General features: G+C 64.4%; 11 protein-coding genes. 9 read left to right on the forward strand and 2 right to left on the reverse strand.

Features of this window, described 5'->3' with window-relative positions:
* Positions 1-352 precede the first annotated feature (352 nt).
* Entirely contained in the window at positions 353-1,045 is a 693-nt protein-coding gene (locus tag INF35_RS08430; protein WP_193501453.1) for a response regulator transcription factor, read from the forward strand.
* The gene (locus INF35_RS08435) at positions 1,046-2,536 is read left to right on the forward strand and encodes a HAMP domain-containing sensor histidine kinase (protein WP_193501455.1); all 1,491 of its coding nucleotides are present in this window, start codon (positions 1,046-1,048) and stop codon (positions 2,534-2,536) included. It begins immediately after the preceding gene.
* 100 nt (positions 2,537-2,636) lie between these two features.
* On the opposite strand, the gene INF35_RS08440 is transcribed toward INF35_RS08435, so the two are convergent.
* Positions 2,637-3,695 carry a PTS transporter subunit IIC gene (locus tag INF35_RS08440; RefSeq protein ID WP_193501457.1) on the reverse strand — a complete coding sequence of 353 codons (1,059 nt, stop codon included), beginning with the start codon at positions 3,693-3,695 and terminating at the stop codon, positions 2,637-2,639.
* 213 nt (positions 3,696-3,908) lie between these two features.
* Here INF35_RS08440 and INF35_RS08445 point away from each other — a divergent pair, with 213 nt between their 5' ends.
* Positions 3,909-4,460 (forward strand): DJ-1 family glyoxalase III, encoded by a 552-nt coding sequence (locus INF35_RS08445; protein WP_193501459.1) that lies wholly within the window; start codon positions 3,909-3,911, stop codon positions 4,458-4,460.
* A 98-nt stretch (positions 4,461-4,558) separates the two neighbouring features.
* On the opposite strand, the gene INF35_RS08450 is transcribed toward INF35_RS08445, so the two are convergent.
* Positions 4,559-4,966, reverse strand: a complete 408-nt coding sequence (locus tag INF35_RS08450) for a methylglyoxal synthase (RefSeq protein WP_193501461.1) — start codon at positions 4,964-4,966, stop codon at positions 4,559-4,561.
* Positions 4,967-5,214: 248 nt separating this feature from the next.
* Here INF35_RS08450 and INF35_RS08455 point away from each other — a divergent pair, with 248 nt between their 5' ends.
* The 6 genes from INF35_RS08455 to INF35_RS08480 all read left to right on the forward strand — a co-directional run bounded on the left by INF35_RS08455 (position 5,215) and on the right by INF35_RS08480 (position 12,553).
* On the forward strand, positions 5,215-5,883 hold the full coding sequence (locus tag INF35_RS08455; protein ID WP_193501463.1) for a response regulator transcription factor: 669 nt from the start codon (positions 5,215-5,217) through the stop codon (positions 5,881-5,883).
* Positions 5,884-5,886: 3 nt separating this feature from the next.
* Positions 5,887-6,885 (forward strand): sensor histidine kinase, encoded by a 999-nt coding sequence (locus INF35_RS08460; protein ID WP_193501465.1) that lies wholly within the window; start codon positions 5,887-5,889, stop codon positions 6,883-6,885.
* 219 nt (positions 6,886-7,104) lie between these two features.
* Positions 7,105-7,794 (forward strand): ABC transporter ATP-binding protein, encoded by a 690-nt coding sequence (locus INF35_RS08465; RefSeq protein ID WP_193501467.1) that lies wholly within the window; start codon positions 7,105-7,107, stop codon positions 7,792-7,794.
* Entirely contained in the window at positions 7,791-10,367 is a 2,577-nt protein-coding gene (locus INF35_RS08470) for an ABC transporter permease (protein ID WP_193501469.1), read from the forward strand. Before INF35_RS08465 ends, INF35_RS08470 begins: the two co-directional genes overlap by 4 nt.
* Positions 10,368-10,562: 195 nt before the next feature.
* On the forward strand, positions 10,563-11,267 hold the full coding sequence (locus tag INF35_RS08475; protein WP_235983165.1) for a LytR/AlgR family response regulator transcription factor: 705 nt from the start codon (positions 10,563-10,565) through the stop codon (positions 11,265-11,267).
* Entirely contained in the window at positions 11,264-12,553 is a 1,290-nt protein-coding gene (locus INF35_RS08480; RefSeq protein WP_193501471.1) for an ATP-binding protein, read from the forward strand. The genes INF35_RS08475 and INF35_RS08480 overlap by 4 nt, the downstream gene beginning before the upstream one ends.
* Positions 12,554-12,566: the final 13 nt, after the last annotated feature.

Consider the following 12,566-nt stretch of genomic DNA (forward strand, 5'->3'; position numbering starts at 1 on the left):
AAATATGAAGTTATAATTTGGTTGGTTTTGCGTAAAACCGCGCTATATCAGGCTTCAGCGGCGTTTGTGGAGTAGTATGGAGATATGGAATCCGGCGTGTGAACGCCGATACCTAATTTCATGCTGACATTCTCCTTTTGTATCCGATGCTTGACGCCGGGCCGGACAGTTTTTCCGGGCGGCGCCGCAGTCCTGTTATTGTCGCAGCGGCATAGGCCGCCGTATACCATTATACCCGACGCCTGTTTGCCGCGCAAGAAAAAAGCAACGGTTTATTCTTTATTTTTCCACATTTACCCCGTATAATGGGGGTAGCTTGTGGAATCTGCCATCGGATAGAGGAGGATGCAAAATGGCGAACGAGAAGATCCTCGTCGTGGACGACGATAAAAATATCTGTGAACTTCTGCGGCTTTACCTTGTCAAGGAGGGCTATGCCGTAACCCTGGCCTACGACGGCAACGCCGCCCTGGCCGAATTTGAAAAGCTCAAGCCGGACATGGTGCTGCTGGACGTGATGATGCCCGGCATGGACGGCTGGGAGGTCTGCCGCAAGATCCGCGCCAACAACAAGACCCCCATCATCATGCTGACCGCCAAGGGCGAGACCTACGACAAGGTGCTGGGCCTGGAGCTGGGCGCCGACGACTACATTGTAAAACCCTTTGACGCCAAGGAGGTCACCGCCCGCATCAAGGCGGTGCTGCGCCGCTGCGCCGTCAGCGACGACGAGGAGAACAAGGGCGTCTACGATTTCGACAACCTGCATCTGGACATGAACCGCTATGAGCTTAAGGTCAAGGGCAAGGTGGTGGAGGCTCCCCCCAAGGAGCTGGAGCTGCTGGCCTGCCTGGCCAGCCATCCCAACCGGGTCTACACCCGGGACCAGCTGCTGGACGAGGTCTGGGGCTTTGAGTATTACGGCGACAGCCGCACCATCGACGTACATGTCAAGCGTCTGCGGGAAAAACTGGAAAACGCCTCCGACCAGTGGCAGCTCAAGACGGTGTGGGGCGTGGGCTACAAATTTGAGGTGAAAGAATAAATGCGCAGCACCAGAACCATCAGCCGGGAGTTTTTCTCCAGCGTAGCGGCGGTGCTGCTGCTGGGGCTTGGGGTGGTCTGCCTGTGCCAGACGGCCCTGTCGGTGGCATACTTTTCCGGGGAGCGGCGCAGCGCCCTCACCGGAATTCTGGACGGCGCCGCCGCCATGAGCGAGGTGCTGGCCGAGGACGGCAGCACCATCACCGAACCCATCCTGGACGAGACGCTGCGGGACCGGGCGGAGAAGGGCCTGGAGCTCTTCAACACCGCCGCCAAGACGCTGCTCTTCGTCACCGACGAGGAGGGCAACGTTCTCATCCATACCGGCGGCGACGTGCTCACCGGCACACCGGTGCCCGCCAAACTGCTGGACAAGATCCGCACCGAGGGCGAAGTTTTTGTCACCGGGGACATGGACGGGGTGTTCAGCCGCAAATACTATGTGCTGGGCCGGGCCATCAGCACCAACGGGTCGGCGGGTTACATCTTTGCCGCCAACGACATGGGCGCCCTGGGCGGGTATGTGGGGGACATGGTCAACATGTTCCTGCTGTCGGCGGCCCTGGCCCTGCTGGTGGCCAGCGTACTGTCCATTGTCTTTGCCCGGCGGTTCACGGGACCCATCGAGGCCATCAGCGAGGCCGCCCGCAAGCTGGGCAGCGGTGACTTCACCGCCCGGGCTCCCGTCACCGGCTGCAGCGAGCTGGCGGATTTTGCGGTGACTTTCAACAACATGGCCGCCCGCCTGCAGACCATCGACAATTCCCGGGGGCAGTTCATGGGCAACATCGCCCACGAGCTGCGCACCCCCATGACCACCATCAAGGGCTTTATCGACGGCATGCTGGACGGCACCATCCCCGAGGAAGAGCGCCCCAAATATCTGGAGATCGTCTCCCAGGAGACGGGGCGTCTGGCGCGCCTGGTCCAGAACATGCTGGACATCACCCGGCTGGAGGCCGGGGAATATCAGGTCCACGCCCGCAGCTACGACCTGTGGGAGACCGTCACCGACGTGGTCCTGTCCGACGAGCAGCGCATCGAGGACGCCAAAATTGACATTCAGGGTCTGGCGCCTTCCCGCACCATGGTCTACGCCGACCCCGACCTGGTGCATCAGGTGGTCTACAACATTGTGGACAACGCCATCAAGTTCACCCCGCCGGGGGGCGTCATCCGTTTCGGGGTAACCGTCTCGGGGGGCATGGTGGAGCTGTCCATCGAGAACACCGGCGCGGGCATCTCCGCCGACGCCCTGCCCTATGTGTTCGACCGCTTCTATAAGGAGGACCGCTCCCGCGGCCTCAACGCCCGGGGCTCGGGACTGGGACTGCACATCTGCAAGGTGCTCATCAATCTGTCCGGCGGCAAGATCCGGGTGGAGAGCGAGGAAGGCAAGTGGTGCCGGTTCACCTTCAGCCTGCCTGCCGACGAGAGCAAAGCCCCCGTCAAGCAGGTCGCCGAGCCTTCCGCCCCCTCCCAGAAACACTGACACCATCATACAGCAAAAGAACGCCCGCCCGGGCCATGCAGCGCCGGGCGGGCGTTTTCTCTGTGGTTTTGCGGGGTATGCTGTAAAGGGGAGCGGGGCCTCAGCTCAGCTTGAGGTCGCCCTCCCGGATCCAGCCCCACCGGCGCAGGGGCAGGGCAAAGAGCGGGGTGAGCAGGGCGGGCAGCACAAAGCAGATGAGCACCAGCCCGGCCCAGTCCCAGCCGGTGATGGCGGCCTTGCTGCCTGCGGCCACGGCGTCGGCCCAGCCGGTGTAGACGCCGATCTGCCCCACCAGGCCGCAGGTGCCCATGCCGGAGGATACCGCCGGGCCGTTCATCTCAAGGCGGAACAGGCAGGTGGCCACGGGTCCCGTCACTGCCGAAGCCAGCGTGGGAGGGATCCAGACCCGGGGGTTTTTAAGGATGTTGGGCATTTGCAGCATGCTGGTGCCCAGGCCCTGGCTGACCAGGCCGCCCACGCCGTTTTCCTTGTAGCTCATGACGGCAAAGCCGATCATCTGGGCGCAGCAGCCCGCCACCGCAGCGCCGCCGGCCAGCCCGGTCAGGCCCAGGGCCGCGCAGATGGCTGCCGAGGAGATGGGCAGAGTCAGGGCAATGCCCACCAGAACCGACACCACAATGCCCATGAGCAGGGGCTGCAGTTCGGTGGCCCACATGATGACGCTGCCCACTGCGCTGGCCGCCCCGCCGATGGCCGGAGCCCACAGCACCGACAGGCCCACGCCCACCAGCACCGTCACGGCGGGGGTGACGAGGATGTCGATTTTGGTCTCCCTGCTCACCAGCTTGCCGCACTCGGCGGCAACGATGGCCACAAAGTAGACGGCCAGAGGACCGCCCGCTCCGCCCAGGGTGTTGGCGGCGCCGCCCACCGCGATCAGGCTGAACAGCACCAGGGGCGGGCAGTGCAGCGCCCAGCCGATGGACGCCGCCATGGCAGGGCCCGCCACCGCGGCGGCGTAATCCCCCGCCGAGACGAGAAACTCCACGCCGGTCTGCTGGCCCAGCGTCTTGATGATGGTGCCGATGAGCAGGCTGGCAAACAGGCCCTGGGCCATGGCGCCCATGGCGTCGATGCCGTACCGGTGCGCCGACAAAATCACGTCCTTGCGGCGCAGAAATTCCCGGAAGTTCTGCATGATATCCCCCTCCTGCGCGGCCGGGGTGTCCCCGCCCTGTGCGGAAAGACGCCGTTTTCCCCTTTTTGCGCGCTTCAATGCCTTAAATTGTAACATTCCCGGTCCCGGCATGCAAGCCGCATTGCCAAACCCTGCGGGATGCGCTACAATAAAGCTGCGGTTTTGCCGCACGGTCCATCCGTACACTTTCTCACTGACAAGGAGGTTTTTCATATGTCCAAAGCTGTTGTCTTTCTGGCGCCCGGCTCGGAGGAGTGCGAGGCCCTGCTGGTAGTCGACATCCTGCGCCGCGCAGGGGTGGAGGTCACCGTGGCCGCAGTGGGCGGCGACAAGACGGTGGTCACTTCCCACAAGGTCAGCATCAACACCGACGCCCTGGCCGCTGAGATCGACCCCGCCGACTACGACGCCTGCGTGCTGCCCGGCGGCATTCCCGGCGTGAACAATCTGGCCGCCGACCCCGATGTCCGCCGGGTCTGCGACGCCTGCAACGCGGCCGGCAAGCGGGTGGCTGCCATCTGCGCCGCCCCCACGGTACTGGGCGGCTTCGGCCTGCTGGAAGGCCGCAAGGCCACCGTCTACCCCGGCATGGATGACGGCCTGACCGGCGCCGTCCACACCGGCGACGAGGTCACGGTGGACGGCAACATCACCACCGGCCGCGCCCTGGGCGCCGCCATCCCCTTTGCCCTCAAGCTGGCGGAACAGCTGGCAGGCAAGGAGGCCTCCGACCGGGTGCGCCATGCCATCGTCTACCCCTACTGATGCCCTGACCACCCCGTAACCTCTTGCAAACACAAATCCCCCGTTTTTGGCACACAGCACAAAAACGGGGGATATTTTTTATAGATTCCGTTGGCAGATCAGCCCTTGCGGCCCCGCTGAAGCTCGATCCAGGCCAGGTCGCCGCGCTCCAGCCCGTGGATGAGCACCTCGGCGGTGGCGATGTTGGTGGCCACCGGGATGGTGTGCATGTCGCACAGGCGCAGGAGAGAGACATCGTTGGGCTCCCCGGGCTTGGCGCTTACCGGGTCGCGGAAGAAGAGCAGCATGTCCACCTCGCCGCAGGCGATCATGGAGGCGATCTGCTCGGCGCCGCCCCGGCCGCCGGGATAGAGGCAGCGCACATTCAGTCCGCAGGCGTCGTGGACGATCTTGCCCGTGACGCCGGTGGCCACCAGCTCATTCTGCGAAAGGATGCGGATATAGGCCGTGCAGAACTGGGCCATCAGCTCCTTTCGGGAATCATGTGCGATCAGCGCGATCCTCATTGGGTAACTCCTGCTTTCCGCCCGCCCTGCGGGCTGTGATTCTTACAACACGATAGAAATATGATAAAACATCTTGGCACAAATTGCAAGCCGCCGGGCTGTATCCGGAAGAATTTTACCCTGCCTTTCCACAAAAATTATGCGATATACCGCCTTGCCGTTGGTCCTCCCCTTGCAATCGGCCGTTTTTTGTGTATGCTGAAAACAGAAGCATTTCTTTCTCCCGGACTACAAAAGGAGGCACCGTCATGACCGAGATCCTGCTGGTGGAGGACGACGACACCATTGCCAGCGGCCTGCGCTACGCCCTGGAACAGGAGGGCTATGCCCTCACCCTGGCCGCCACCGTGGCCGACGCGCTGGAGGCCCTGAAACAGCACAGCTTCACCTTGCTGCTCATCGACCTGGGCCTGCCCGACGGCAGCGGCTTCGATGTCTGCCGGGCCGCCCGCCGCGCCGGGGATGCCGCCGTCATCTTCCTCACCGCCCACGACGACGAGCTGAGCACCGTCATGGGGCTGGACATGGGGGCCGACGACTACGTCTTCAAGCCCTTCCGCATCCGGGAGCTGCAAAGCCGCATCCGGGCGGTGCTCCGCCGGAAAGGCGGCACCGCCGTGTCCACCCTGCCCGGTGGCATCCGCATTGACCTGAAAAAGGCCGAGGTCACCCGAAACGGCGACCCGGTGGCTCTCTCCGCTCTGGAATACCGTCTGCTGCTGGCATTTCTGGCCCATCCCGGCCAGACCCTGACCCGGAGCCAACTGCTGGAGGGCATCTTTGACGAGGGAGGCAGCTTTGTCAACGACAACACCCTCACCGTCTACATCAAGCGGCTGCGGGACAAGCTGGAAGTCCCCGGCTGCCCGCCCCTCATCGCCACGGTGCGGGGGCTGGGCTATCGTCTGGAGGTGTGAGCCATGCTGCGCAACCGGGAAATCCTGCTTTTTGCCGCCTTCTGCCTGGGGGTGGGAGTCTTGGGGGTGATCGTCGGCTTTGTCCTCTCCCCTGCCGCGGGGGTGCTGGCCCTGCTGCTGTGGGCGGTGCTCTGCGCCGGATACGGGGTCTTTACCCGCTGGCGCTACCGGCAGATCGCCGCTCTGAGCGCCTATCTCTCGGGGGTGTACGGCGGCGGGCGGGCGCTGGACATCCGGGACAACACCGAGGGGGAGCTGAGCGTCCTCAAAAACGACCTGTACAAGATCACCATAACACTGCAGGAGCAGGCCGACCAGCTGGCAAGGGACAAGGGCTTTCTGGCCGACGCCCTGGGGGACATTTCCCACCAGCTCAAGACGCCGTTGACCAGCGCTCTCGTCATGACCGACCTTCTGGCCGATCCCACCCTGCCCGGTGACCGGCGCAAGGACTTTCTCGACCGGCTCACCCGGCAGCTGGAGCGCATCCGCTGGCTGGTGGGGGCGCTTCTAAAAATGTCCCGCCTCGACGCCGGAGCGGTGACGCTGCAGAAGGCCCCGGTGGAACTGTCCGACCTCATCCGCAAGGCGCTGGAACCCCTGGGCATCGCCATGGAGCTGCAGGGGGTGCGGTGCGACGTGACCTGCCCCGCCGATGCCCGCTGGGTGGGGGACGAGGCCTGGACGGTGCAGGCCCTCCAAAATATCCTGAAAAACTGCGTGGAACAGATGCCCAAGGGCGGCGTGCTGAGGGTGCGGGCCGAGCGCGACCCTCTCGCCTGCCGCATCACGGTGGAGGACACGGGGGGCGGCATCGCCCCCGACGACCTGCCCCATCTCTTTGAGCGGTTTTACCGGGGCAAGTCCGCCGGGCCCGAGAGCGCGGGCATCGGCCTTGCCCTGGCCCAGGCCATCGTGACGGAACAGGGCGGGCGCATTACCGCCGAAAACCACGGCCCCGGCGCCCGCTTTACCCTGACGCTGCCAAACGCCGTGGTGTGAGTTTTCCCCTGCCCCGGCCTTTCCCCGGGGAAAGTGACAAAACTGTCACCGAAACGGTCACCGGGGCGTCACTCCGCCCTGTTACACTGGACCTGTAAACCAGAACCGCTGCCTGACCCGCAGCCGCCGCAAGGGCCTGCCTCCCCCATCACCCGGGAGGCGGGCCTCTGGGGGCGGCGGCTTCGGGCGGGCAGCCATTCCAAGGAGGTATCCTGCCAAATGGACAATCCCATCCTTCAGGTCCGGGACCTGTGCAAGGTGTACGGCAGCAGCGGCAATCAGGTCATTGCCCTCGACCATGTCTCCCTCACCGTCAACCGGGGGGAGTTTGTCTCCATCGTGGGGCCGTCGGGCAGCGGCAAGTCCACCCTGCTGCACATTCTGGGCGGCGTGGACAAGCCCACCTCCGGCTCGGTGCAGGTGGACGGGGTGGAACTCTCCACCCTGAACGAGAGCCGGCTCGCCGTCTTTCGCCGCCGTCAGATCGGACTCATCTATCAGTTTTACAACCTCATCCCCGTGCTCACCGTGCGGGAAAACCTGACGCTGCCCCTGCTTCTCGACCACCGCAAGGCAGGCAAGGGACAGGTCCAGGCCATGGCCGAGGAGCTGGGCCTCTCCGACCGGCTGAACGCCCTGCCCGGGGAGCTTTCCGGCGGGCAGCAGCAGCGGGTGTCCATCGGGCGGGCGCTGCTCACCCGCCCCGCCCTGGTGCTGGCCGACGAGCCCACCGGCAACCTGGACACCAAAAACAGCGCCGCCATTGTGGAGCTTTTGAAAACCTTCCACAAGAAATACGCCCAGACCCTCATCCTCATCACCCACGACCCCGACATTGCCCTGCAGGCCCAGCGCCTCATCCGCATTGAGGACGGCCGCATCGTGAAAGACGAGGTGATCCGGCCGTGAGCATCCTGCAAAAGCTGACTTTGGCCGAGATCCGCCGCCACAAAAGCCGGTTTGTCGTCACTGTTCTGGGGGTACTGCTGTCCACGGCGCTGGTGGCGGCGGTGCTGCTGGGCATCGACTCGGTGATGGCCTCCATGCGCCGCACCGTGGTGGCCCAGGTGGGCGACTACGACTGGATGGCCTCCTGCGCGGCGGACAGCGGCACCCAGACCACCGTGCCGGACGAACTGCAAGCTTCCGGCCTGTTCTTGGAGCTGGGCTATGCCTGCGACCTGACCGGGCCCGTCTCCACCGACTACGGCAGGGTGGATGTCATCGGGGTGGGCGGCGACGCCTGGGAACTGCTGGGGGCGGCAGTGTCGGAGGGCACCCTCCCCGCCGCCGACAGCGAGGCTGCCGTCTATGCCGACTTTGCCCGGAAACAGAATCTTGCCCCCGGGGACACTCTCACCCTGCCCGGGGCCGACGGGGAAAGCCGCAGCTATACCGTCACGGCGGTGCTGGAGCGCTTCCACATGGACAACCACTTTGTCTTTCCCCAGGATGACCCCGGCGACCTGATCTTCACCGCCATCACCGCCCCCGCCGGGACGGGCAGCACCTACTACTGGGGCAAGGCGGTGTCCGCCGACACCGGAACCTTGCAGGCCATCCTGGACCTGGACGAGCAGCTTTCCGTCGCCGGCACCGGCTTCAACGGCTGGCTCAACTCCTCCCTGCTGGCCTGGTCGGGGGTGCAGTCCCCCGGGGGCGGGGACAACCTGCTCACCCTTGTGGGCGCGCTGCGGATGTTTTTGCTGCTGCTCATTGCGGCGGCCGCCGTGCTCATGATCTACAACGCCTTTTCCATCAGCCTGGCGGAGCGCCGCCGCACCCTGGGCATGCTGGCCAGCGCCGGGGCCACCCCGGAACAGCGCTCCGCCTGCATTTTGTACGAAGCCCTGGCCGCCGGGGTCATCGGCATCCCCCTGGGGCTGGCCGCCGCCTGCGCCGGGCTGGCCCTTACCTTTGCCCTCACCGCGCCCCTCATCCGGCAGGTGTCGGAGCTGATCATCGACGACTTTTCCCTCACCCTGTCGGTGCGGCCGGTGTGGCTGATTTTGAGCGCCGCCACTGCCGCGGGGGTGCTGCTCATCTCCGCCTGGGTCCCCGCCCTCCACGCGGGCAAGACCGGCCCCATCGACGCCATCCGGGGCGCCGGGGAGGTCAAGCTATCCCGCCGGGCGCTGCGGGGCGGGCGGCTTTTCGGCCGGGTCTTTGGCCCCGAGTACGTTCTGGCCCGGAAAAACGCCCGGCGCAGCATCCACCGTTACCGGGCGACCCTCCTGTCCCTGACCATGAGCGTGGTGCTGATGGTCACCGCTTCCGGCTTTGCCCAGTATCTGGAGACCGCCTACGCCATGGGCCACCGGGACAGCGACTACAACATCACCGCCCGGCTGGACAGTTATGACCTGACCGCCGATATCACCGCCGCCCCCGGCTTTGCCACCCTGAACGACCCCGAGAACGCCCAGGCCGTCCGGGTGCGGGAGACGGTGCAGTGGGGCGCCGCCAACCTGCCTGCCGACCACTTCAGCGAGCAGCAGCAGGAACTGAGCGCCCAGGCCGATGCCGCCAACGCCGCCTTTGGTCTGGCCCCCACCGTGGGCGCCGACGGCACTCTGGCCATGTCGCCGTACCTCATCGTCCTCTCCGACGAGGAGTACGCCGCCCTGACCGGGGCGGATGCCGTCTCCGACGGGCAGACGCTGGACTGCCTGCTGGTCAACCGGTATCTCTACACCGGGTCGGAGGGCGGCTACACCGACGTGCGGGGGCAGACCAGTTTCCAGCCCGGGGACACCATCGACTGGGACTTCAACACCCTGCCCGTCACCCTGAACATCCAGTCGGTACTGGACGGGGACGACGTGCCCGAGGAACTGGTGCGCACCATCCCCTCGGCCACCACCATCACCTTTGTGACGGGCCGCAGCGCTGCGGACGCAGTCTTTGCCCGCTTTACCGCCGAGACGGGGGGCTACTGCCGCCGAAACTTCACCTTTTCCTACCAGGCACAGGACCGGGATGCCCTCATGGACGAGCTGGGAGCCCTCTCCTTCGGTACCAATTATTATTCTGCCACCGACCTGACCGCCGAGCTGGCCAGCCTCTCCTCCGCCATGACCCTGGTGCGGGTGGCGCTGTACGGCTTCACCGCCCTCATCGCTCTGGTGTGCGCTGCCAACATCGCCAACACAGTGTCCAGCGGCATGGCCCTCCGCCGCCGGGAATCCGCCGTGCTGCGGTCGGTGGGCATGACGCCCCAAAGCCTGCGCCGCATGATCTTCTGGGAAAGCGGCATCTACGGCCTGAAAGCCCTGTGCTGGGGCCTGCCGGTGAGCGGGGTGCTGCTCTGGTTTGTCTGGCGCAAGCTGACCAACCTGTACGTGTTCCCCTTCTCTCTGCCCTGGGGGGTCGCGGTGCTGGCGGGGGCTGCCATGCTGATCCTCTGCCTGCTTTCCGCCTGGCCCGCCCTGGCCCGGGCAGGACGCACCGCCCCCGCCGCCGACCTGCAGCGGGAGGACTGAATCCCTTTTTCCGTCCTTTTGTCAATGGGGCGGACCGGCGATCGTTTTTGACGGAAAACCGCACTTTCCTCCCGGGCGGGAGGGAGTGCGGTTTTTCACAGTTTTCTCGCCGTTTGGGAGGGAACAGGGCTATTTATTCTTGGGGGAAAGTTTGGTATAATAGGGGTAACTTGTCGGGAAGGAGAGTGCCCCCTTTTGCACGTTGCCATTGTAGAGGACGATCTGGAGTATCGCAGCCAGATGGAAGAATTCATCCACCGTTACGGGGAGGAGCACGGTCTGCCCTTTGAGGTGGAAAGCTTTTCCGACGGCAGTCAGATCGTGGAACGGGACGCCTCCCGCTTTGACATCATTCTGCTGGACATCGAGATGCCCGGCATGAACGGCATGGAGGCCGCCCACAAGCTGCGCGCCGCCGACGCCGACGTGGTGCTGGTATTTGTGACCAACATGGCCCAGTATGCCATCCGCGGCTACGAGGTGGGGGCACTGGATTTTGTGCTCAAGCCCATCAACTACTACACCTTCAGCGTGCGGTTTGAACGGGCCATTCACCGGGCCCAGAAACGGGAGAGCGGTCAGGTGCTGCTCAACCTGCCCGACGCCGTCAAGCGCATCTCCACCCGGGAGATCTATTATGTGGAGGTGCAGAACCGCATGCTCCACTACCACACCGAGGAAGGGGAGTTTGTGCTGCGGGGCACCATGCAGCAGGCGGAGCAGCAGCTGGAACGCTATCACTTTGTCCGCTGCAACCACTGGTATCTGGTCAACCTGCGCCATGTCACCGAGGTCCGCCGGGACACCGTCATTGTGGCGGGGCAGGAGCTGGAGATCAGCCGCCGCAACCGCACCGCCTTCCTCACCGCTCTCACCAATTATGTGGGGGGCGACCGATGACGCAGTTTTTCTCCTGGGCATGGGTTTTCTGGCGGGAAGCCGGGCTGTGGTTTGCCGCCCTCATCTTTCTGTGGCCGCTGCGCCGACGCCAAAACTTCCGCCTGCGCCTGACTCTGGGCATTGCAGGCGGACTTTTGCTGCATCTGGCGGTGGGGCTTCTGCCCACTGTCTCGGGCAGCGGGCTGTGGCTGTCCTTTCTTGTCAGCTTTTTACTGGTCACCGCCTTTTTTGCCCTGTGTGCCGATATTTCCCGCCGTGCCGTGGTCTACTGCGCGGTGTGGACCATGGTACTGTACCATCTCAGCTGTTCCCTGGGGCTGTCCCTGGCCCGGGGGCTGGAGCAGTTCCCTTCTGCCGGGGCCATCTGCGGGGCCGCAGCGGTGGCGGTGCTGTACACGACCACCGCCCTTACCCTGGCCCGCTGGATGCCTGTCAAGGGCACCTACCAGATCGGACCCCGCCAACTCAGCCTGTCCCTGGTTCTGCTGCTGCTCATCCTGCTGCTGGTGCAGTTTTCCTTCTCCTTCTGGTACGGAGAGGAGCAGCCGGCCCTCTGGCTGTTCCCGCTTTTGATCGAGTTCTACTGCGCCACCCTGCTCTATCTCCAGCATGAGCTGTTCAAAAAGAGCTACATCCGGCAGGAGCTGGATACCCTCAACCAGCTGTGGATGCAGCAGAAGGCCCAGTATTCCGTCGCCCGCAAGAACATCCTGCTCATCAACCGCAAGTGCCATGCGCTCAAGCATCAGATCCGCGCCATGCGGGCCATGGTGGGGGATGAAAAGGTCATCTACCTGAAAGAGCTGGAAAAATCCGTCCGCATCTACGACGCCATCGCCAAGACCGGCAACGAGGTCCTGGACACCGTCCTGACCGAGAAAAGCCTCTACTGCGAGGCCAACCAGATCCAGTCCCACTGCATCGCCGACGGCAGCCTGCTGGATTTCATTGACCCGGTGGACCTGTACACCATCTTTGCCAACGCCATGGACAACGCCATTGAGCATGTCCAGACCTTTCAGGACCCCGAAAAGCGCATCATCGACGTGCTGGTCTACGCCGAGAACAAGCTCATCGCTATCCAGATCAGCAATCCCCTGTCGGGAGAGCTGAGCTTCGGCGCCGACGGGCTGCCCCTCTCCACCAAGGCTTCCGCCGACGGCTGCCATGGCTTCGGCCTCAAGAGCATCCGCCACGCGGTGGAAAAATACAACGGCTTCCTCACCGTCAAGGTGGAGGACGGCTGCTTCCATCTGCGGATCCTGCTGCCCATGCGCACCGCCTGAACCGAATCCTGCC

Source organism: Gemmiger gallinarum (genome assembly GCF_014982805.1).
Classification (GTDB): Bacteria; Bacillota; Clostridia; order Oscillospirales; family Ruminococcaceae; genus Gemmiger; species Gemmiger gallinarum.